The organism is Luteolibacter sp., from assembly GCF_058122085.1.
Genome location: NZ_JBIKBQ010000086.1, coordinates 1 through 19,148 on the forward strand (window position 1 = coordinate 1; position 19,148 = coordinate 19,148).

The window sequence follows — 19,148 nt, forward strand, 5'->3', positions numbered from 1 at the left end:
CCGCCGAAACCGTCGAACCTGACATCACCGTCAAGGGCGACAGCACGCATTTGTTCAAGAAGATCGCCGGCGACACCATCGAGTTGAATCTCACCATCGAGCCCGGCAGCGCCAAGGAGTTCGGAGTCAACGTGTTTTGCGCCGCGAATGGCACGGGATTCCCCATTACCATCCAGACCGAAAGCAAGAAGCTGGCTATCGGCAAGATCGCCGCCCCGTTCGAGCTCAAGCCGGGTGAGGCGCTCAATCTGCGCGTCTTCCTCGATAAGGGCATGGTCGAGGTGTTTGCCAACGACCGGCAGGCGGTCGTCTATATGCAGCCGCACAATGCGGACGATGTCGGCGTCAGCCTCTTCATCAAAGGCGGCGATATCGCGGTGAAAAATGTGAGAAGCTGGAAGATGAAGTCGATCTATCCTGCGGGAAAGCCAAAGGAAAATAACCAAGCGACGGAGGAACCCGTAAAAGGCACGTCTTCTGCAGATGGAACAATGCTGCGCGATAAGACCTTGGTCGCCTGGGTGCGCCTCGCCGATCTGGTCCAAACCGGCTCCGGAGTGCTCGCAATTCAGGATGGCGATGAATTTGACGCCATCACCTTTGGGGAACGGGCCGCTGGCCGTTGGATGGCCGGAAGCCAGAATTTCAGCCGCACCCAAAGTCCCGCAGAACAACAGTCGCTTGCTCAGGAAGCCGCCACCCCCGACCAGTGGCTGCAAGTCGCTGTCGTGTATCGCGGGAAGCAGATAGAAATCTGGCGCGACGGGCACCGCTACGCCGCCTACGAAGCCGCCAACCAGCAAACCTATCCGGCCAAGAGCGATCTCTATCTCGGGCTGCGGTGCTTGGTTGGCCAGCAGCACGGATATCTCAAAGGCGCGATCGATGAGGCGCGCATCTATGACACGGCTCTGGATGGCGAGGCCCTCGCGCAGCTCAAGCCCGGCGTCCTCACTGTGCCCAAACCGCTCGGATGGTGGACCTTTGACGGGGGAAGCGTCAAGGATGGGATGGGCCATTATCCGGACGCGCGACTCATCGGCACGGCCAAGATCAAGGACGGCGCGCTGGTTCTTGACGGCCAAGGCTATGCGCACGTCTCACACTGGCCGCCCACGGTGCAGGCGGGTTTCTTTACCCCCTCCCGGAAGGGCCAGATATGGGATACCTGGGCGTATTTCCACGAGGGCAGGTATTACCTGTATTACCTCGCCGGACATTTCAACAGATGGGATGGCCACGAGCTGGCTCTCTCCGATGACGGCGTCCACTGGAAAGAGCAGGGCGTGCTGATCAAGCCCCGCGCGGGCGTGACGTGGATGGGAACCGGCCACATCTGGAAGTCGCCTGACTTTGGCCGGAACCACACCTGGGTGATCAACTACTCCGAGTGGTTTGGGGACAAGCAGGATATCATGTTCGCAACGTCCACGAATCTGCTGGACTGGACCAAGGTTGACGAGAAGCACAGGTTCGTCCAGGACACGCGCTGGTACAAGGAGAAGGGGCGCTGGGATTGCATCGATACGGTCGTGCGTCCCGACGGCAGCTTGTACGGGTACTTCACGGCTGATCCGGACCCCGCCAAGGTGCCGTACCGTCCCTGCGGATTCGGTTTCGCCGAGAGCAAGGACGGCATCACCTGGACCGCACTTCCGCCAATAGAAGGCGATATCAGCGGAGAGTTTGGTGGTATCCAGAAGATTGGCGAGAAGTACTACATCATCATCAGTGAAGGACGCGTGGCGGTGGGCGAAAAACCGGAAGGGCCTTTCTATTCACAGAAGAAGAACCCAAATGTCTTCGGGCGCGGCTGTGACATCTATTTTCCACGTTTCTTCCACAACGCGCCGGGCGGGCCGCTGGTCAATCACTTCTACCAGAACGGGCCGGTCCATGCGGCGCCATTGAAGGCTGTGGATGTTGACCGCGACGGTATTCTCCGTTTGAAGTGGTGGAAGAACAATGACGGGCTGAAGGCAAATCCCGTCAAGATCGGCCTGGTTCCTGCCGGCGAGGGATATTTTCCGTCGCTGAAGATGCTGGATTGGAAACCTGATCCCGCCAGGACGACCGTCATCGAGGGGACGATTGTAGGGGCGGCAGCCGGGACAGGTGATGCTGTCAGTCCCCGGATCTTCTTTGACCAGGGTGGAGGAAAAGGCCAGGGTCTTGTCTTTTCCAAAGATGAGGTGGCGTTCGGAAACATCGATGCTGCCAGCGGTGAATTCAAGCCGGCGCAGACGTCTGCTCGCGGCATGGAATTCGGGGCGGAGGCCAGGTTTCGCCTTCTCATCAGGGAGGACATGATCGAGCTGTATGTGAATGATTACCTGATGAACCTTAAACGGGTTTCTTATAATGGCCGGATTGGGTTCATGGCTGCCGACCGGCAGGGCGCTTTCAAGGATATCAGCGTGTGGCAGAGCAAGTAGGTTCCAACAAATTAATGTGGATTTCACGCTTCGCCTTGCTCTTCAAGGAGCGGACGGGGGTGGCTCCGGTCAAGTTCCTCGAAACGCGCCGCATCGAGAAGGCGAGGCATATCCTGCTTACCACCGACCTGCCGGTCCAACAGGTCGGGCTGCAAGCCGGGTTTCCAAGGTGGAAGGAAACAGCCGGGACGCGGCAACAGCGGCGTTTTCCTGATGGGCCAGACCGAGGTGCAGGTGCTCGATAACCAAAAGGGTGAGGTCCTGCAAATGCGCGACGCCGTGCATTATCTCGTTCGTTTCAAGTTCCTGCCAGACGCCTTGCCGGCGAAACCCGAGATCGACAAGATCATCAAGGACAGCGGCTGGGAGCCTAAGAAATAAGATTCACATCAAGCAGGCACGAAGCGCAGCTCCACTTTCCGACCGAGAGCGGCGGCCGCTTTTCCGAGGCTGGCCACAGTGAGTGAGGGGTTTGAGGGATCGAACATCCGGTCCAGCGAGGCGCGGCTGGTTTTCATGCGCGAGGCCAGTTCGGTCTTGGTGACGTGCTCCTGCCGTGATCCTTCCATGTCTCGGTAGTAAATCGCATAGGGAAATCTGGACGAAAGAGCGCGGAAGTAACCCGAATGAATCCGATGTTCGCCAAAATAAACGCTGAGCCGCCGGATTTCGGCGATGATCGAATCCCTGAAATACAGACCGACGCCGTCTTCGATCGCGTTGTAGAAATCGATTCCTCGCTCAATATCGGAAGCCGCTTCCGCGAGAACGAGCACCTTCTTTTTCATCGGCTCATCAAGCGGGCTTGGAGCTCATCCACCGAAAGCCAGGTCGCCTTGCCAGATTCGATGATTTCGGAACGTTCGGCTAAAACCTTGCCGTGCCAATTGGGCGATGGATAGTCGATTCCTTCTTTTGAAAAGGATTCCCACAGCAGTTCCATAGCTTCGACCCGCTCACTGGATGACATTCGGGAAATTTGCTCCATCGCCAACATGGGGTGAAGCTACTTTGTAGTTTGGTTACAATCAAGCCTCCAAACACCACTCCAAAAACTTTGCGCCCCTCCGCACCCTTTGCGCCTTTGCGGTTAACTCTTCCTCCTTCAATCTCCCCGCATGTCCGCCCCGCTCAGCCGCAAGAATCTTCCCGCAAATCCCACCCCGGACGACATCCTCGCCAACATCGCCCTCCGCGACGGCGCTTCCGCCCCGGTGGACGACGTCATCATGGACGAGTTCCACTACTACTCCGACCACTCGCGCGGCGCCGCCTGGCAAATCCCGCTCCTGACATTGCCGCGCGCCCGCTTCCTGCTGATGTCCGCCACCCTCGGCGACTCGTCGTTTTTCTCCAAACAACTCACCGCGCTAACCGGCGCGCCCACCACCCTCGTCCAGTCCGACCAACGCCCGGTCCCGCTCGAATTCGAATACTCCACCACCCAGCTCCAGGAAAAAGTCGCCGAACTCAACGAGCAGGGCCGCTCCCCCGTCTATTTCGTCCACTTCACCCAAAACGCCTGCGCCGACACCGCCCGCGACCTGCTCTCCACCAACTTCTGCACCAAGGAGGAAAAACACGCCATCGCCCGTGTTTATCGATCCCTTGAAAAATCGACTTCATTTCTCGAGCTGGTGTGCTAATCTCTCCTCATGGATACAGCCACTCCAACTCAGGAATTGCCTATCGAAAAGCGCGTCGCCACGCTGGAACAGCAAATGGCCGACATCCTCCGCTCGCACCCGTTAGCTTCCCAGGCCTCTGAAAATGACTGGCTCAAAACCGTCGGCACTTGGCAAGACGACGCCTTTTCACGCGAAGCAGACCAACTCGGCGAAGCATGGCGGCAGAGCGTGAAGGACTGACCTGCCCATGTTCCTGCTCGATACCAATCACCTCAAGGAACTTGCCTATCCCACTCCACTTGGCGACCGACTGCGCGGTCGCCTCCTGCAATCCGGGGCACAAGTATTCACCACGGTCATCACGCTGGAAGAAGAACTTCGCGGCGTGCCGGCCCGCACCAACCGCACCCTTGATCCGGACGAACGCATCCTCGCCTACCAAAAGCTCATCGAGCGCGTGAACTTTTTTGCCCGTTGGGTGGTTCTCTCCCTCGATGCCGAATCCACCGCCGCCTACACTCGCTTTCGCAGCCAAGGCATCCGCATCGGCACCATGGATTTGCGAATCGCCTGCATCGCCTTGGCCCACGACGCCACGCTCCTCACCCGCAACACCGTGGACTTCGCCCAAGTCCCCGGCCTGCGGTTTGAAAACTGGTTGGATTGAAATGCGCGGCATTTTTTCCCACCTCTTCTCTTCATTTCAGCGTTTCAGATTTCAGAATTTCAGCTTTACCCAAAAACTCCTCCGCCACCGCGTCGGCATCCACCACGCCAGCCTCCTGCCGAAATACCGCTTGTTAGTGGAAAAACTCACCACCAGCGGCCTGCTCAAAGTCGCCTGCAGCACCGACGCCCTCGGCGTCTTCATTAGCACCTCCATGTAATACAAAATCAAGAATTTGTGAAACCTGAAAAATGCCGGACATCGAGCACACAGACTTGCCAGCGCGGGCGGAAACGCAGTCTGGATTCGAGCAGGGTAAACGACTCTAACAGCGGCAGTGGATCGGCTGTTCCATTTAGCTCGATGACTAATAAATCATTTACCGAGCGACCGGAAGCGACTGCCAGATCTACCAGTGGGGCCAGCCCATCGCAACATGCGCATGAAGCGGCGAGTGCTTCGACCGTGGCTGCGTCCTCACTCAGAGTCCCGGCATCGATCTCGGCATTTTCATAGTCGTTGAGAATGACATCCGCAGCGATGTGGCGGCTATTCAGTGCGACGAGGAGGGCGCGAAGAAACGTCGTTTTCCCTGCACCCAGAAAGCCAGTGATCATTACCGACGGCCTGCAAATCACCAGTGGACTTATGTTTTCCGGCAGGCTGATCATGATGTTGCTTCTTCCTGGGCGCGGCTGAACCAAGCGATGACTTGTTTGAGATATTCTTCGCCGTATGTGTCCGTGAAATTTTTCGTAGTCGGCACGGCTGGATCGGATAGCGCGTGGATTCTTTCCTCACAATAAGCGCGGCTGAGCGTGAGGCCGCAGCGACCAGTGATGGTTTCACGCCAATCGGCGAAGTCTGGGAAAATGTGTGGCGATGTCATGGGAGTAATTTTTGTCTCAAGGCGGCGATGCATTCTTGCCAGAATGCGACTTCCATCGCCTCGTAGCGGACGACGTCCTCGGCAATGTGGGTGGTGTGGAGAATGTTGCTGGGTTCAGCTAACAGGTCTTCGTAAAGCGAGGTGAGCACGTAGCTGCGGATTTCGTTTTTATCGGTTAGTATCACTGCCGGATCTTCGCGGCAGGTCTCGGCTTCCAGAGCGAGGATCACTTGGAGGAGAGCCGCAGCATCGAGCTGGATCGACATTCTCAGGGCGGATACTCGGTGATCCTCGATGATGGCGAGCAGGCGCTTGGTGATCCGCCGGACTTCCCCTTTGCGGTCCTCGATTTCCTGGGGTGGCTTGGGTAGCTCAACTTCGGGCAGGGGAGAAATGCCGTGGAGTGAGAGTGGGATGTCCGAAATCGCACCCTCTGAGAAAAGTAGCCGGCGTTTCTCGGGCTGAGGTAGATTTAAAAGTGGATCCTTCATCGGTAGCTTGCTGCGGGGGGCCTACGACCACTTCGGAAATGGGTCGGACATGCTTACCCAAGACGAGGGGCCACTGCGGAATTCATCATCGGTGAGCAACGCTTCATCGAGCATTTCCTCCAAACTCGCTTGATCCAAGCCTTGTCCGATCATGACGATTTCTTGGCGGCGATCGCCCCATGGATCGACCCAGGATCTCTCTAAGGCTTTGAGGGAATCTCCATCTGACGGGCGTTCCTCTTCAGGGAGAGCTGCCCAAAATTTTCCCGCACAGCTATTCCGTGCGATGGCTCCGGCTTGCGACCAGAAGCCCGCATGATCCGGACGAGTGGCGATCCAGAAGACACCCTTGGAGCGAATCACTCCCGGCCATTCATAGGACAGCAGGTCGTGGAAACGCGCGGGGTGAAATGGGCGGCGGCGCTGATAGATAAAGTTAGAAATTCCATATTCCTCCGTCTCTGGAGTGTGATGCACCAGCGAGTCGAGCCAGCCGGGGGATTTCTCCGCATCTGCCTGTGAGTAAAGTCCGGTGTTCAGGATCATCGCGGGAGACACTGCGCCGTCGGTGGTTTCGATGACTCGCGCCTTGGGATTGAGCGAGCGTACCATTCCAGAAACGGTGGCGAGTCCTGCTGCATCCACGCAGTCGGTCTTGTTGATGATGATGCAATTTGCGAACTCGATTTGATCGGTTAGCAAATCGACAAGCGTGCGTTCGTCACCTTCACCCACCTCTTGCTTGCGGTCCTTGAGCCGATCGTGACTGCAATAGTCGCGGAGGAAATTCGGTGCATCCACGACGGTGACCATGCAATCAATCTGCGCGAGGCTAGAAAGCGAGAAGCCCTGCTCGTCCTCGAAAGCGAAGGTTTCTGCGACGGGCATCGGCTCGGAGACTCCAGTGGACTCGATGAGCAGCGCATCGAAGCGACCTTCCTTGGCGAGGCGCGTCACTTCTACCATGAGATCCTCCCGCAGCGTGCAACAGATGCAGCCGTTGGACATTTCCACCATTCTTTCCTCGGTATGGGAAAGAGCCGCATCGCCCCGGCGGAGCGTTTCCGCATCCACGTTGACCTCGCTCATGTCATTGACGATGACGGCGACCTTGAGGCCCTCGCGGTTGCGGAGAATGTGATTGAGAAGCGTAGTTTTCCCAGCTCCGAGAAAGCCAGATAGAACGGTGACGGGTAGCATGGTGTTAGGAATTTAGAAGAGTTTTCGGACGGGGTGGGATACCTGCGGCGGCGAGGGTCCACCATTCCAGAGCGAGAGCGGGCGGCAGCCAGGGTTTGCCCTTTGGCAATTTCTTGATCGCGCGCCAGCAACCGGTCCGCCATGGATCGCGGAGGGTTTGAGAAACCCAAGTCTCGTAGGAAATCAACCAACGGAGAAAAGGTTGCAGCGCTTGCCAACGCTCTTCGATGGAGCCGGTTTCGCCGCGTTGTCGCCCTGGGACGGGAGGATGGGTTCCGTTCCAGAGATCCACGCGGGCGAGGTCACGGCAGAAAACGCTGCCCATGCCACCGAGCGGCGCGGTCCAAGAGGCGACTGCGCCGTGCAGTTCGATAGTCCCGTTTTCCCAAGGCATTTGGTAGCAACTCGTGCCAGTGAGACCTAACGAGGGGCTGCGATTTAGGCCGAAGCGCACCAAGGCATTTCCATCAGGATGCCGCACATCATGCCCCCAAAACACCATTTGCTGGGCAAGACCGCGAGCGGCATCACTCAGAATTAAAGGTGATGGGAGAATGGTCACAGGCACGCGGCTATTTTCGATAAACGCAAATTACTTGCAAGAAAATACTCTTATAATTGCAATAGACTTGCGTTTCAAAAGCCTCGTTGCCGGCTCTTAACACGTACAAAATTAGAATAACTGCTCATAATCGGACTGGTTCTGCCGGTTTCCGCCGCGATGTTTCGCACCTACGCCGGATGCCACATGGATAGTCGCGGTTGCGGAAATTCGACGCATTTCCCAAGCCCCAGAACTCCGTCCCAAAAACTTTGCGCCCCTCCGCGGCCTTTGCGCCTTTGCGGTAAACTCTTCCTCACCCATTCTCCCCGCATGTCCGCCCCGCTCAGCCACAAGAACCTCCCCGAAAACCCGACGCCGGACGACATCCTCAACGTTTTCCTCGAATACCTCACCGCCACCGGCACCGAGCCCTACGACCACCAGGAGGAGGCCATCCTCGAACTCTTCGCCGGCAACAACGTTATCCTCAACACCCCCACCGGCTCTGGGAAATCGTTGGTGGCCCTAGCCCTCCAGTTCAAATCCCTCTGCCAAGGCCGCCGCTCCTATTACACCGTCCCGATCAAGGCGCTCGCCAACGAGAAATTCCTCTCGCTCTGCCACGTTCTCGGCCCGGAAAACGTCGGCATGATCACCGGCGACGCCACCGTCAACCACGACGCCCCGGTCATCTGCTGCACCGCCGAGATCCTCGCCAACATCGCCCTCCGCGATGGCGCAAACGCCCCGGTGGACGACGTCATCATGGACGAGTTCCACTACTACTCCGACCACTCGCGCGGCGCCGCCTGGCAAATCCCGCTCCTCACATTGCCCCGCGCCCGCTTTCTCCTGATGTCCGCCACCCTCGGCGACTCGTCGTTTTTCTCCAAACAACTCACCGCGCTCACAGGTGCGCCCACCACCCTCGTCCAGTCCGACCAACGCCCGGTCCCGCTCGAATTCGAATACTCCACCACACAGCTCCAGGAAAAAGTCGCCGAGCTCAACGAACAAGGCCGCTCGCCCGTTTACCTCGTCCACTTCACCCAGAACGCCTGCGCCGATACCGCCCGCGACTTGCTCTCCACCAACTTCTGCACCAAAGAGGAAAAACACGCCATCGCCCGCGCCCTCGACGACGCTGATTTCCGCTCTCCCTACGGCCGCGAGCTCTCGAAAATCCTCCGCCACGGCGTCGGCATCCACCACGCCGGCCTGCTGCCGAAATACCGGTTGTTAGTCGAAAAGCTCACCGCCCGCGGCCTGCTCAAGGTCGTCTGCGGCACCGACACCCTCGGCGTCGGCGTCAACGTCCCCATCCGCACCGTCATGCTAACAGGCCTCTGCAAATACGACGGCCGTGGCACCAAGATCCTCGCTGTCCGCGACTTCCGCCAGATCGTCGGCCGCGCCGGTCGCCGTGGATTCGACACCGTTGGCTACGTCGTCGCCCAAGCCCCCGAGCACATCATCGAAAATCTCCGCCTCGCCGCCAAGGCCACCGCTAACAAAAAGAAGTCCTTCGAAAAACGCAAACCGCCGGAAAAGGGCTACGTCCACTGGGACGAACAAACCTTCGCCAAACTCCAGACCGCCCCGCCCGAGCCGCTCGTCTCCAGCTTCTCCGTCTTCCATCACACCCTTCTCAACGTCCTCTCCCGCACCAACGAAGACGGCTGCGCCGCGTTGAAAAAGATCATCGACGACAGCCACGAACCGCCCTCCAAAAAGAAAGCTCTCAAGAAGCACGCCTTCAAACTCTTCCGCGGCCTCATCGGCGCGAAAATCCTCCACATCATCCCGCCCGCCAAACGCAGCGGCCCGCAGAAAATCGTCGTCGATGTCTCGCTGCCCGAGGATTTCTCCATCAACCACGCCCTCAGCCTCTTCCTGCTGGATGCCATTCCGCAGCTCGACAAGGAAGCCGAAGACTACGCCTTCAACGTCATCTCCCTCATCGAGTCCATCCTGGAAAATCCCGACATCGTCCTCCGCAAACAGGTCGATCTGTTAAAATCCGAACTCATGGCCCGCCTCAAGGACGAAGGCATGGAATTCGACGACCGCATCGCCCTGCTCGACCAAGTCGAACACCCCAAACCCGGCGCCGAATTCATCTACACCACCTTCAACGCCTTCAAACTCCGCCACCCCTACCTCGGCAGCGAAAACGTCAAACCAAAGACCGTCGCGAGGGAAATGATCGAAAACTACCAGTCCTTCGAAGACTACGTCAAAACCTACAAGTTGGAGCGCGCCGAAGCCGTCCTCCTCCGCCACCTCGGCGAGGTCTACAAAGTCCTCGCCCAAACCGTCCCCGACCACGCCAAAACCGAGCACCTCCACGAAGCCGAGTCCTTCCTCGAACTCATCGTCCGCCACACCGACTCCAGCCTGCTCGACGAATGGCAGGCCCTCCGTGGCGGAGACGACCCGTCTCCGCGAATTCATCCATCTCCAGACCCCCAATCCGAGATTCAAAAGTTCAAATCCCGCATCCCCTACACCCGCGACAAAAAGGCCTTTCACCGCCACCTGCGCAACCACGTCCTCACCCTCGTCACCGCGCTCTCCCGCTACGACACCGAGGCGGCCCTCAGCCTCATCGCCCACCATGACAGCGACGGCAAGCTCTGGTCCAACGAGCGCCTCCTCCAACAGCTCAACACCTACCACGCCGCCCGCCACCAGATCCGCCTCGATCCCGAAGCCCGCAACGCCCGCCACACCCACCTCTCCGAAGACGGCCTCACCCTCCACCAAACCCTCATCGACCCCGACGACCTCAATGACTGGTCCCTTCACCTCACCCTCGACCCGGAAAAATCCAATGACGCGAGAACGCCCGTCCTCCACCTCGAATCCATCGCCCCGATCTGACCCGCCGACTTTGTCCCCTTGCGTGCGAACCGTCTTGGCCTAGGATCGGGCAGATATGGCACATCGGGATGTGATTTTGAAAGCGACTCTGGTTCTTCTTGTCGTCTGGGCGAGCGTTTGGGGCATCCGCTCGTATGCGGAAACCAGGAAGATCACCGCCGAGAGGCTCAACCGCGAAGTCGCCGCCGCACGCTTCGCCGACTGGTCCGATCAAGCGTCCCCGCCGGATCGCGCCGAAGCCGCGCGCCGGGAAAAAGAGCTCCGCAACATCGCCGGATTGGTCAACCGACTCGATTTCCAGGAGCGCGAGAAAAACCGTGAGAACCGCGCCGGCGAGAACTTTTTCCGCAAGCTCGCCCCGGATGAAAAGAGTCTCTTCATCGAGCTAACCATCGTGGAATCCATGAGTCGCTTCATGGAATCGCTCGACGCGATGAAGCCCGAGCAGCGCAAGAAATTCGTCGAGCAAGGCATGAAGGAAATCCAAAGCGGACGGACGGAAGAGGAAATGGCGCGTGCCGACGAACTCGGTGCCGACCTGCTCGACAAAATCAGCCAGCAAGGCATGCGCGCGTATTTCGACAAGTCCAGCGCCGACACCAAGCTCGACCTCGCCCCGCTGATGGAGGCGATGAACGAAACGATGCAAGGCCTCCGCGGCAACGAATTCGGCCCACGCCAATGAGCAAACCCCGCGGATTTTCCCTAACTGAAATGCTCGTCGTGCTGGCCATCACCGGCGCGCTCGCCGCCATCGGCTATCCGGTGACCCGCTCGTTCATCGCGAAATCCCGCGAAGCCGCCTGCCTCGGCAACCTCCGCTCGCTCGGAGTCGCGCTGCAAACCTACCTGCAAGACTACAACGACAAGATGCCCGAACTCGCGACCGGACGCGCGTCGAAGACGGAAGACCTGCCCGTTTTGGAAACCGTCCTCCTGCCGTATATCGAGGCCCCCGATGCTTTCCAATGTCCGGCCGACAAGGTGCAGTTCGAGAAATCAGGCTCCAGCTACCTGTGGAACTCCACCCAGAACGGTCTGCATGTCTCGCAGCTCTCCTTCTTCGGAATCAAGGACCGGCCCGACAAGATCCCATTGATCACCGACAAGGAGTCCTGGCATCCCGGCGGCACCAATTTCCTCTACGCCGACTCCAGCAGCTCGAACAAACCCCGCTTCGCCGCCGGCAACTGACCTTTTCCCAACCATGCTCGTCGCTCACGGACTCTCCAAGAAATTCAGCGGGAAACCCGCGCTCGCCGACGTTTCCTTCCACGTCAAGCGCGGCGAAATCTACGGCCTCCTCGGTCACAACGGCGCCGGCAAAAGCACCTCGCTCGGGATCATCCTCGGCATGGTCATGCCCGACCGCGGCGACGTCACCATCGACGGAGTTTCCGTGCTCAATGACCGCTCGCAAGCCCTGCGCAAAGTCGGCGCGATCTTCGAAGCGCCCGCGTTTTACGACTACCTCAGCGGCTGGGATAATTTGAAAATCCTCATGAGCTACTCCGCCGGCTTCGATGCAAGCGCCGCGCTTGCCGTGGTCGAGCGCGTCGGCCTCTCCAAGCGGATCAACTCGAAGGTTAGAACCTACAGCCACGGCATGCGCCAGCGCCTCGCCCTCGCCCAGGCGCTTCTGCCCGAACCCGAAGTCCTTCTGTTGGACGAACCGACCGACGGACTCGACCCGGAAGGCATCAAGTGGTTCCGCGACTTCATCCTCAAGCTCCGCGACGAGCGCGGCATGACCGTCCTCTTCAACTCCCACCTGCTCGCCGAGGTCGAGCTGATGTGCGACCGCGTCGCCATCCTCCGCGAAGGCAAGCGCGTCTTCGAAGGCAGCGTCGGCGGACTGCAGGACGACACGCCGGTTTTCGAGGTTGATCTCGAGCCTTGGGGTATGGCCTGCGGCATCGTCCACAGCGCGGGCGGAGAGATTCTATCCACCGGCCGGATCAGCCTGCCCCACACCGCCGACCCCTCCGTGCTGGTCGAAACCCTCGTCCGCGCCGGCGTCCGCGTCCGCGCCTTCTCGCCGGTCCGCCGCTCGCTCGAGGACCTCTACATGGAAATCCACAACGGCGCGGGAAGTCCGAATTGACAGGCCCAAAAGCACCGAGACCATTTCCCTGCGCATGCCCGCCACCCTCCATCAAGATCGAGGCCAACAAACGCGACGCGCCCTATCAAACCCTCATCAAAATGACACTCGCCGATCAGTTCCAACAACACCCGGCAGGTTCGTGATAAAACGACTTCGCTCCCCACTGCCTCGCCCTGCGCGAACTGCCCGCCAGCTGCCACGTCGAGCACGGCTACCGTCCGCTTTTGGCCGAAAGTTTCAGTGATCCGGAAAGCCACCACGGCACCGTTTACAAAGTCACCAGCTGGACCTGCGCGCCGCCTTCCTTCAAGTGCCCGCCGCCCGCAAAGCCGCCGCCCCCCCTCAGTGCCATGCTCACCGTCGTCGCTCTCGGCCTGCCGTCACGAAGACGGCCGACCCGTCGCCATGATCCCCGCCACCAGCAAAAAAGAAGACCGCGAGGCGAGCGAAGCCTGCGCCCTGCTCACCGACCCGCGGGTGCGCCTTGAAAACGCCCTGGGCGCTCCCATGTCTCCGACAAGTTCGGCGTTTATTCCTCGCGGATTTTCATTACGGTCCCGCCATGCCCTTGCTCGAACGCTTTCTCGATCTCTCCACCGTCTCGCTGAAAATCTGCGGCGTCACCACTCGCGACGACGCGGACCGCCTCGTCTCGCTCGGCGTGGATGCGCTCGGAGTGAACTTCTGGCCGCGCTCGAAACGATTTCTCGCGCCGGAGGACGCCGGGTGGCTGCGCGCTCTCGCCGGAAAAATCCTGCGCTTCGGCGTGTTTGTGAACGAGCCCGCGGAACTGCCGCTGCGGTTAGTGCGCGAGGGTTATCTGGATGCGGTGCAGCTCCATGGCGACGAGACTCCCGCAGACGCCGCGCCGTTTCGCGACGCGGGCGTCCCCTTCATCAAGGCGATCGGCGTGAAAACCCGCGCCGAACTGGCGCGCGCGACCGACTACGGCGCGGCAGCCATCCTCCTCGACGCGCACGCGCCGGGCATCTACGGCGGCACCGGCGAGGTGTTCGATTGGGAGGTGGCTTCGGATTTCCGCAGGCTTCATCCTCAGCTCCCGATCATCCTGGCGGGCGGCATCGTCCCGGAAAACGCCGGGCTCGCCGCGATGAGCGTGCAACCCGCCGCGCTCGACATCGCCTCGGGCGCGGAGATTTCGCCCGGCATCAAAGACTTTCAAAAAGTCGCGGCATTCCTAACCGCCTTGCACCGCTGATTTCCATGCTCACCGATTCCCACTGCCATCTTGCCTCCCACCGTTTCCAGCCCGAGGAAATTCCCGATCTACTCGAACGGGCGCACGCCACGGGCGTGAGCCGCCTGGTGACTCTCGCGACTTCTCTCGAAAACGTTCAGGCAAACCTCGCCCTGGCCGAGAATCCGGTCATTCACGCCTGCATCGGCATCCATCCGTGCGATGTCCATCACGCGCCTGACGACGCCGTCGCCCGACTCTCCGCCTTCACCGGCGATCCGCGGGTTTGCGCGATCGGCGAGACCGGCCTGGATTACTATCACCCCGCGCCGGAAGGCTGGGATGAACAATCGTTCCGCGACCGCCAGCTCGATTTCCTGCGCCGGCATTTCGAACTCGCCTCCGCCGCGCGACTCAACGTGGTCATCCACACCCGCGATCAAACGGGGCACGCGTCGTTCGAGCACGCACTCGCGACCTATCAGGATTTCCACACGTCGGTCCGCGCCGTGTTCCATTGTTTCATCGGCCCGTGGGAAAACGCGAAGCGCGTGCTCGATCTCGGCGGGCTCGTTTCCTTCGGCGGTGTCGCCACCTTCAAGACAGCCCATCAGGTCCGAGATACCGCCGCCCGATGCCCTGCGGGATCATTCATGATTGAGACGGACGCGCCCTACCTCGCGCCCGAACCGCACCGGGGAAAACGCAACGAACCGGCATTCGTCCGCGAAACCGCCGAACGTCTGGCCGCGTTGCGCGGCGAATCGCTCGAGGCATTGGCTCTCCACACCGATAAGACCGTCCGCGCGTTTTTCCGGCTTCGCCCGGATTCCATTTGAATGAAAAATCCGGTTCGCGACGTTTCATGCCTGACGTTGGCGCGCCAACTTCCGCTCTTCACAACCCGCCACCAACCCGCTACATCCACACCATGACTCCGATCCGCATCCTCGCCCCATCCCTCCTCGCGTTCGCTTTCGCATCCTGCGCCGCGCCAAAAGCCGACACTTACGACACCGCGAATCCCTACGGCACCGCGGACGCGGGCCAGGTCAACGCGCCGGCTACCGAACCCGCCAACCCGGTCTATGATACTCCGGCGGCTTACGAGGAAAGCACCGCCACGGCCGCCGCTCCCACCGTGGCCGAAACTAACATTCCGGCGACGCCGGCTCCCAAGCCTCCCTCCAACGGCGCAGCCATCATCCACACCGTCGTCGCCGGAGACACGCTCTCCGGCATCAGTTCGAAATACAAAGTCCCCGCCGCGGCCATCAAGCAAGCCAACGGCATGACGAAAGACATCGTCGTGCTCGGCCGGAAAATGGTCATCCCTCCCGTCCGCTGATTCATTCGATCCGCCGGCGGGAGACTCCGCTCTTCCGGCGGCTCTCTTTTTTCACACCATGCGCCTTCCCGCAGTCTGCCTCTCACTGTTCGCTTTCATCGCGGTCGCCGCCGCCGGAACCCCGCGGGAAGACGCGCTTGACAGCCTCCTCTCCGAGCGCGATTCGGACCAGGCCTTCGCGGCCGTCATCAAGGCGGCGAGGAAAGCCGGCGTCTCCGAACAGGCCGTTCTTGAAGCCCGCTTTCTCTATCACATCGACCGCCGCGAGGACGACGCCATCGCCGCGATGCTTCCCGGGTTCCTCAAACAGCGCGAGCTCTTCAAGATCCAGGACTCGGCGATCTTCGGAGTGAAGGAAGACTGGCTCGCCGTCGTCGAGTACGTACAAGCCATCGCATCGCTCAAGAAAGGGGACAAGGACGGTTTCAAATCCCACATCACCGAAGCGTTCTGGCTAAGCCCGCGCCAGGCGTCCGCCTTCGCTCCGCACATCGAACGCATGCGGCTTGAGGAAGCCATGCAAGCGGTGAGGATCGATTTTGAAACCAGGCTCATCGCGCTCGGAGGAGGCGATGCCGTCGCGCTCAAGAGCCTGATGGCGGATAGAAAAGCCGTGATTCTCCACTTCTGGTCGCCTGCCAGCAAAGAGTGCGAAGCCAGCCTGCCGGACTTCGCAATCACCGCCAAAGCCCTTGGTGAAAAGGGTGTCGCAATGGTTTCCCTGCTTCCCGAAGACTCGCCGGAACTCCTAACCAACGCCCGCGGGATGATCCGTCCCCTCGGCGCGAATCCACCGGGAGCCTGGCTCATCGATCACAAGGAAAGCCCGCTGGCCCGCGATCTGCGCGTGCAGACGCTGCCGGTCTTCGTCCTCGTGTCTAACGAAGGACGCGTCCTCTTCAACGGCGATCCCTCCGACGATGGTCTGTGGGACGCGTTGAAGAAAATCGATCCGCAAATCATCCGTCCGGAAGCGGGTGACGGAACGAAGTGACGCCGCCCCGACTACGTCTCGCGTAGTAACAGAAACGCCGCCCGAAAAAATATTTCGGGCTTCTTGAAATTCGGCATGTTTCAACTTGACGGATATTCAAACTACTAGTTTCATCGTCGTCAGCGAAGAGACTTCCTTATGGCGCGGCCAACCCATCCATCCAATCTCGAACTTCAAGCCCTATCCGTTTTGTGGCATGAAGGGCCATCGACGGTTGCCGCGGTCCACGAGACTCTGCCTGATAGAAAAGACCGGGCCTACACCACCGTGCTGTCCGTCATGCAAAGTCTCGAGCGCAAGAGCCTGGTGAAACGCGCGCTGGTCGGCAGGGCGCATGTTTACGCGGCTGCTTACTCGCAGGAAGTGATCGTGCAGCGCGCGACCCACGACTTCCTGACTAACGCTTTTGGAGGACGCCTCGGTGAGGCGCTCCTCGCTATCCTCTCCGCCGGCACATTAACGCCGGAAGAGAAAACAAACATCGAACGCGAACTCCAACGACACAAAACTATGGCTGCAAAAAAAGCACCGAAGAAAGCTGCCAAAAAGGCACCCGCAAAGAAGGCCGTGAAAAAAGCTGCAACCAAAGCCCCGGCCAAAAAGGCCCCGGCCAAGAAAGCAGCTAAAAAAGCGGCGAAGAAAGCCCCCGCCAAAAAAGCTCCTGCGAAAAAGGCAGCCAAGAAGGCGGTGAAGAAAGTCGCGAAAAGCGCCAAGAAAGCCGCCAAAAAAGCGGTGAAGAAGACGGTCGCCAAGAAAGCCGCCCCTGCGAAGAAGGCAGCTGCCAAGAAAGCCGCTCCTGCGAAGAAAGCCGCTCCTGCGAAGAAAGCCGCTGCCAAGAAGGCCGCTCCAGCCAAGAAAGCTGCGAAGAAAGCCGCCAAGAAGGCCGCTAAGAAATAATAAAATCCCTCGGAGCGGGCTCCGGACGTCGTGCTTTCGAGCCGATCGTCTGTTTGCCCGCCACCCGGAGGGTTATCAAAGGCGGGGGATCTTCGGATCTCCCGCCTCTTTTTTAGCCAAAAAAAGGGGTTGCATCCGCAGGCGGGCCCGTCCTAGTTTCGCCCGCCCTTAGCGGGCGTCACCTTTGCGCGGTTAGCTCAGTGGTAGAGCACCTCCCTGACACGGAGGGGGTCACTGGTTCGAACCCAGTATCGCGCACCATTTTTATTCTCAGTCAGTTACGAATATGGAATTCGAAAAACTGACGTTTTGGCAACAAATTGGCAACATTTGCAATGGGTTGATTGCGAGCTATTTGTAACTGCCGGCTGATACAGGAAGGTTGCCAGAGCCTCCTTCAACAACCGCACTCCTCTGAGTCAGTCCCGACCACCTTGTAGATATCAGGCGTGAGGGTGATGATGCGGATATTAAATCCGGGGAAGCTTGAACTCGCACACCCTCCCCCGCCCCGTCCGCCGACAGGCGGCACGTCGCTGCGGGCCGCGCGGCTGATGGCAGGGTTGTCGGCGTTGTCAGCGGGTATTTTCAGGCTCTGCTGCAAATGGAGGCTTATGGGCATGCCCTGCCAACACATCAAACCGGGGATGTTATGGAAATCCAAGGCTGAAGCGGTTTCCGACGGCCAGAGGCGGCCCGTTGCGCAGTGTCAGGGCACGGTTTGAGCCCTGACAAAGTCCGCTGGATTACCGGTGAGCGTCATACGCACTGTCGCGTTACCACTTCCGTCCGTGGCGAGGATCTCGTTGCTGGCCCCGGAAACGACACCCGGCTGCTAGGAGTTTGCTTTCTGCGGGAGGCCCCTGAAAAAAGCCAATGGGACGGACCGGAGGGCGGGAAAATGGGGGTTGAGGCGCTTGTTGCGGATGGCATATCCGGAAGTGAAGGTGATTTCTCCCCGTTGATTGATTGAAAACGCCCTACGGGGTTCACCGGGGGTACATCCGCTGGCGGCGTAGTGGCCTGCCACGGGACTTTCGCCAGACGCTTGGGAAACAATTCCACTGGAATCGCCGATTGGATCGTCTGCTCGAAGGCGGCTCCAACCTTCCCGCGTTTGTCCCTTAATAGCTCCGCCCGCAACCGGTCCGTGACCCGTTCAAGTGACGGAAGTTCCGGCATTTTGGTCGCCGTGCGGGTGACGAGATAGAGCCCGTCCTCCGCTTCGATGATGCCGCTCATTTCGCCGTCCGATTGAAGGGCGTGTCCGGCGTTCAGGACCTCCATGGGAACCCTGCCCTGTGGCTTGCCGGGTTCGCTCCAGCCGATATCTCCGCCGCGGTAGCGCGACGCCTGATCCTCGGAAAACCTGGCGGCGGCTGCGGCGAATCCTTCTGCCGTCGCGGCCAGATCGCGGGCCTCGGCGATCGTCGCTTTCAACTCCTCCCTTCTGGTTTCGCTGGCCCGGGCCGTTTTGGCGATCCGGATGATCGAAAGCCGTCGCTGTTCCGGACGCGTCAGCGTTTCGCGGCGCGCCTCGTAGGCGGCCCTGATCTCCTCGTCCGTGACCGTGACGGCCGCAAGCTTGGGGGCTAGTGCACCGCTTCCTTAGTGACTGTGCGTTTGGATTTGATAAGACTTGGTTAGTTGGATGATCCGCCGCAGTTTCTCAGGACCTTTCGTCCAGACAAACGGGCCGCAGGTCTTATTATGTTCGCTCACGAAGTCTTTGAGGAACCGGACAAGCTCCTTGTTGGATCGGTGCACGGATTGCTGGAGTCCTTGACGCGTCAAACTCGAGAAAAAACATTCCGCAAGATTCACCCAACTCGCATGAGTGGGTGTATAGTGGAAGCTCACCAATGGG

At 59.7% G+C, this 19,148-nt stretch carries 24 protein-coding genes, 1 tRNA gene and 1 pseudogene; 17 read left to right on the top strand and 9 right to left on the bottom strand.

The annotated features are described in order from the left end of the window. From AC4DF4_RS13205 to AC4DF4_RS13215, 3 genes are all read left to right on the top strand, one after another. Window positions 1-2,435 (top strand): LamG-like jellyroll fold domain-containing protein (locus tag AC4DF4_RS13205; RefSeq protein WP_490048578.1); only part of this gene is annotated, 2,435 nt, incomplete at its 5' end. Between the two features lie 14 nt (window positions 2,436-2,449). Then, window positions 2,450-2,680, top strand: a complete 231-nt coding sequence (locus AC4DF4_RS13210; RefSeq protein ID WP_490048579.1) for a helix-turn-helix domain-containing protein — start codon at window positions 2,450-2,452, stop codon at window positions 2,678-2,680. Then, complete coding sequence (locus tag AC4DF4_RS13215; RefSeq protein WP_490048600.1) at window positions 2,649-2,816, top strand: hypothetical protein; 168 nt, start codon at window positions 2,649-2,651, stop codon at window positions 2,814-2,816. Before AC4DF4_RS13210 ends, AC4DF4_RS13215 begins: the two co-directional genes overlap by 32 nt. Window positions 2,817-2,824: 8 nt before the next feature. Here AC4DF4_RS13215 and AC4DF4_RS13220 read toward each other — a convergent pair whose 3' ends face one another. Beyond that, complete coding sequence (locus AC4DF4_RS13220) at window positions 2,825-3,223, bottom strand: hypothetical protein (protein WP_490048580.1); 399 nt, start codon at window positions 3,221-3,223, stop codon at window positions 2,825-2,827. Beyond that, window positions 3,220-3,432, bottom strand: coding sequence for an addiction module protein (locus tag AC4DF4_RS13225; protein WP_490048581.1), 213 nt, complete (start codon window positions 3,430-3,432; stop codon window positions 3,220-3,222). The genes AC4DF4_RS13220 and AC4DF4_RS13225 overlap by 4 nt, the downstream gene beginning before the upstream one ends. A 121-nt stretch (window positions 3,433-3,553) precedes the next feature. Here AC4DF4_RS13225 and AC4DF4_RS13230 point away from each other — a divergent pair, with 121 nt between their 5' ends. Genes AC4DF4_RS13230 through AC4DF4_RS13245 form a run of 4 tightly spaced genes read left to right on the top strand, consistent with a single transcriptional unit; the run spans window position 3,554 to window position 4,950 of the window. Beyond that, the gene (locus AC4DF4_RS13230) at window positions 3,554-4,081 is read left to right on the top strand and encodes a hypothetical protein (RefSeq protein ID WP_490048582.1); all 528 of its coding nucleotides are present in this window, start codon (window positions 3,554-3,556) and stop codon (window positions 4,079-4,081) included. 9 nt (window positions 4,082-4,090) lie between these two features. After that, complete coding sequence (locus AC4DF4_RS13235) at window positions 4,091-4,303, top strand: hypothetical protein (protein ID WP_490048583.1); 213 nt, start codon at window positions 4,091-4,093, stop codon at window positions 4,301-4,303. 7 nt (window positions 4,304-4,310) lie between these two features. Beyond that, entirely contained in the window at window positions 4,311-4,730 is a 420-nt protein-coding gene (locus AC4DF4_RS13240) for a type II toxin-antitoxin system VapC family toxin (RefSeq protein WP_490048584.1), read from the top strand. Between the two features lies 1 nt (window position 4,731). Next, window positions 4,732-4,950: a hypothetical protein gene (locus tag AC4DF4_RS13245; protein WP_490048601.1), complete on the top strand. Its 219-nt coding sequence runs from the start codon at window positions 4,732-4,734 to the stop codon at window positions 4,948-4,950. A 7-nt stretch (window positions 4,951-4,957) separates the two neighbouring features. Here the strand turns inward: AC4DF4_RS13245 and AC4DF4_RS13250 are convergent, their stop codons facing one another. Genes AC4DF4_RS13250 through AC4DF4_RS13270 form a run of 5 tightly spaced genes read right to left on the bottom strand, consistent with a single transcriptional unit; the run spans window position 4,958 to window position 7,764 of the window. Beyond that, a complete protein-coding gene (locus AC4DF4_RS13250) occupies window positions 4,958-5,401 on the bottom strand; it encodes a GTP-binding protein (protein ID WP_490048585.1) in 444 nt (147 codons plus the stop codon). After that, entirely contained in the window at window positions 5,398-5,619 is a 222-nt protein-coding gene (locus AC4DF4_RS13255) for a hypothetical protein (protein ID WP_490048586.1), read from the bottom strand. Before AC4DF4_RS13255 ends, AC4DF4_RS13250 begins: the two co-directional genes overlap by 4 nt. Next, window positions 5,616-6,110, bottom strand: a complete 495-nt coding sequence (locus AC4DF4_RS13260) for a hypothetical protein (protein WP_490048587.1) — start codon at window positions 6,108-6,110, stop codon at window positions 5,616-5,618. Before AC4DF4_RS13260 ends, AC4DF4_RS13255 begins: the two co-directional genes overlap by 4 nt. A gap of 21 nt (window positions 6,111-6,131) precedes the next feature. Next, the gene (locus AC4DF4_RS13265) at window positions 6,132-7,310 is read right to left on the bottom strand and encodes a GTP-binding protein (RefSeq protein ID WP_490048588.1); all 1,179 of its coding nucleotides are present in this window, start codon (window positions 7,308-7,310) and stop codon (window positions 6,132-6,134) included. A 4-nt stretch (window positions 7,311-7,314) separates the two neighbouring features. Then, a complete protein-coding gene (locus tag AC4DF4_RS13270; RefSeq protein WP_490048589.1) occupies window positions 7,315-7,764 on the bottom strand; it encodes a hypothetical protein in 450 nt (149 codons plus the stop codon). A gap of 420 nt (window positions 7,765-8,184) precedes the next feature. Here AC4DF4_RS13270 and AC4DF4_RS13275 point away from each other — a divergent pair, with 420 nt between their 5' ends. From AC4DF4_RS13275 to AC4DF4_RS13320, 10 genes are all read left to right on the top strand, one after another. Next, the gene (locus AC4DF4_RS13275) at window positions 8,185-10,737 is read left to right on the top strand and encodes a DEAD/DEAH box helicase (RefSeq protein ID WP_490048590.1); all 2,553 of its coding nucleotides are present in this window, start codon (window positions 8,185-8,187) and stop codon (window positions 10,735-10,737) included. Between the two features lie 55 nt (window positions 10,738-10,792). Continuing rightward, the gene (locus AC4DF4_RS13280) at window positions 10,793-11,422 is read left to right on the top strand and encodes a hypothetical protein (protein ID WP_490048591.1); all 630 of its coding nucleotides are present in this window, start codon (window positions 10,793-10,795) and stop codon (window positions 11,420-11,422) included. Then, window positions 11,419-11,931, top strand: a complete 513-nt coding sequence (locus AC4DF4_RS13285; RefSeq protein ID WP_490048592.1) for a type II secretion system protein — start codon at window positions 11,419-11,421, stop codon at window positions 11,929-11,931. Before AC4DF4_RS13280 ends, AC4DF4_RS13285 begins: the two co-directional genes overlap by 4 nt. A gap of 13 nt (window positions 11,932-11,944) precedes the next feature. After that, window positions 11,945-12,841 carry an ABC transporter ATP-binding protein gene (locus AC4DF4_RS13290; protein WP_490048593.1) on the top strand — a complete coding sequence of 299 codons (897 nt, stop codon included), beginning with the start codon at window positions 11,945-11,947 and terminating at the stop codon, window positions 12,839-12,841. Between the two features lie 565 nt (window positions 12,842-13,406). Then, window positions 13,407-14,063 carry a phosphoribosylanthranilate isomerase gene (locus tag AC4DF4_RS13295; RefSeq protein ID WP_490048594.1) on the top strand — a complete coding sequence of 219 codons (657 nt, stop codon included), beginning with the start codon at window positions 13,407-13,409 and terminating at the stop codon, window positions 14,061-14,063. Window positions 14,064-14,068: 5 nt separating this feature from the next. Beyond that, entirely contained in the window at window positions 14,069-14,881 is an 813-nt protein-coding gene (locus AC4DF4_RS13300; protein WP_490048595.1) for a TatD family hydrolase, read from the top strand. 26 nt (window positions 14,882-14,907) lie between these two features. Continuing rightward, the gene (locus AC4DF4_RS13305; protein ID WP_490048596.1) at window positions 14,908-15,390 is read left to right on the top strand and encodes a LysM peptidoglycan-binding domain-containing protein; all 483 of its coding nucleotides are present in this window, start codon (window positions 14,908-14,910) and stop codon (window positions 15,388-15,390) included. Window positions 15,391-15,448: 58 nt separating this feature from the next. Further along, window positions 15,449-16,384: a thioredoxin domain-containing protein gene (locus tag AC4DF4_RS13310; RefSeq protein ID WP_490048597.1), complete on the top strand. Its 936-nt coding sequence runs from the start codon at window positions 15,449-15,451 to the stop codon at window positions 16,382-16,384. Window positions 16,385-16,522: 138 nt separating this feature from the next. Continuing rightward, window positions 16,523-17,281: a BlaI/MecI/CopY family transcriptional regulator gene (locus AC4DF4_RS13315; protein ID WP_490048598.1), complete on the top strand. Its 759-nt coding sequence runs from the start codon at window positions 16,523-16,525 to the stop codon at window positions 17,279-17,281. 186 nt (window positions 17,282-17,467) lie between these two features. Continuing rightward, window positions 17,468-17,542, top strand: a tRNA-Val gene (locus AC4DF4_RS13320). A 136-nt stretch (window positions 17,543-17,678) separates the two neighbouring features. On the opposite strand, the gene AC4DF4_RS13325 is transcribed toward AC4DF4_RS13320, so the two are convergent. Then, window positions 17,679-17,903 (bottom strand): hypothetical protein, encoded by a 225-nt coding sequence (locus AC4DF4_RS13325; protein ID WP_490048599.1) that lies wholly within the window; start codon window positions 17,901-17,903, stop codon window positions 17,679-17,681. 137 nt (window positions 17,904-18,040) lie between these two features. After that, window positions 18,041-18,838 (bottom strand): annotated as a pseudogene (locus AC4DF4_RS13330) (peptidylprolyl isomerase); the annotation flags it as partial. Between the last annotated feature and the right edge of the window lie 310 nt (window positions 18,839-19,148).

What these genes read in the sequence shown, in the direction of transcription:
- AC4DF4_RS13310 (WP_490048597.1), top strand. Translation starts at nt 15,449, where the DNA reads ATGCGCCTTCCCGCAGTCTGCCTCTCACTGTTCGCTTTCATCGCGGTC.
- AC4DF4_RS13305 (WP_490048596.1), top strand. Translation starts at nt 14,908, where the DNA reads ATGCCTGACGTTGGCGCGCCAACTTCCGCTCTTCACAACCCGCCACCA.
- AC4DF4_RS13215 (WP_490048600.1), top strand. Translation starts at nt 2,649, where the DNA reads ATGGGCCAGACCGAGGTGCAGGTGCTCGATAACCAAAAGGGTGAGGTC.
- AC4DF4_RS13230 (WP_490048582.1), top strand. Translation starts at nt 3,554, where the DNA reads ATGTCCGCCCCGCTCAGCCGCAAGAATCTTCCCGCAAATCCCACCCCG.
- AC4DF4_RS13250 (WP_490048585.1), bottom strand. Translation starts at nt 5,401, where the DNA reads ATGATCAGCCTGCCGGAAAACATAAGTCCACTGGTGATTTGCAGGCCG.
- AC4DF4_RS13285 (WP_490048592.1), top strand. Translation starts at nt 11,419, where the DNA reads ATGAGCAAACCCCGCGGATTTTCCCTAACTGAAATGCTCGTCGTGCTG.
- AC4DF4_RS13265 (WP_490048588.1), bottom strand. Translation starts at nt 7,310, where the DNA reads ATGCTACCCGTCACCGTTCTATCTGGCTTTCTCGGAGCTGGGAAAACT.
- AC4DF4_RS13325 (WP_490048599.1), bottom strand. Translation starts at nt 17,903, where the DNA reads ATGCCCATAAGCCTCCATTTGCAGCAGAGCCTGAAAATACCCGCTGAC.
- AC4DF4_RS13290 (WP_490048593.1), top strand. Translation starts at nt 11,945, where the DNA reads ATGCTCGTCGCTCACGGACTCTCCAAGAAATTCAGCGGGAAACCCGCG.
- AC4DF4_RS13260 (WP_490048587.1), bottom strand. Translation starts at nt 6,110, where the DNA reads ATGAAGGATCCACTTTTAAATCTACCTCAGCCCGAGAAACGCCGGCTA.
- AC4DF4_RS13225 (WP_490048581.1), bottom strand. Translation starts at nt 3,432, where the DNA reads ATGTTGGCGATGGAGCAAATTTCCCGAATGTCATCCAGTGAGCGGGTC.
- AC4DF4_RS13210 (WP_490048579.1), top strand. Translation starts at nt 2,450, where the DNA reads ATGTGGATTTCACGCTTCGCCTTGCTCTTCAAGGAGCGGACGGGGGTG.
- AC4DF4_RS13240 (WP_490048584.1), top strand. Translation starts at nt 4,311, where the DNA reads ATGTTCCTGCTCGATACCAATCACCTCAAGGAACTTGCCTATCCCACT.
- AC4DF4_RS13245 (WP_490048601.1), top strand. Translation starts at nt 4,732, where the DNA reads ATGCGCGGCATTTTTTCCCACCTCTTCTCTTCATTTCAGCGTTTCAGA.
- AC4DF4_RS13275 (WP_490048590.1), top strand. Translation starts at nt 8,185, where the DNA reads ATGTCCGCCCCGCTCAGCCACAAGAACCTCCCCGAAAACCCGACGCCG.
- AC4DF4_RS13280 (WP_490048591.1), top strand. Translation starts at nt 10,793, where the DNA reads ATGGCACATCGGGATGTGATTTTGAAAGCGACTCTGGTTCTTCTTGTC.
- AC4DF4_RS13235 (WP_490048583.1), top strand. Translation starts at nt 4,091, where the DNA reads ATGGATACAGCCACTCCAACTCAGGAATTGCCTATCGAAAAGCGCGTC.
- AC4DF4_RS13255 (WP_490048586.1), bottom strand. Translation starts at nt 5,619, where the DNA reads ATGACATCGCCACACATTTTCCCAGACTTCGCCGATTGGCGTGAAACC.
- AC4DF4_RS13220 (WP_490048580.1), bottom strand. Translation starts at nt 3,223, where the DNA reads ATGAAAAAGAAGGTGCTCGTTCTCGCGGAAGCGGCTTCCGATATTGAG.
- AC4DF4_RS13300 (WP_490048595.1), top strand. Translation starts at nt 14,069, where the DNA reads ATGCTCACCGATTCCCACTGCCATCTTGCCTCCCACCGTTTCCAGCCC.
- AC4DF4_RS13295 (WP_490048594.1), top strand. Translation starts at nt 13,407, where the DNA reads ATGCCCTTGCTCGAACGCTTTCTCGATCTCTCCACCGTCTCGCTGAAA.
- AC4DF4_RS13315 (WP_490048598.1), top strand. Translation starts at nt 16,523, where the DNA reads ATGGCGCGGCCAACCCATCCATCCAATCTCGAACTTCAAGCCCTATCC.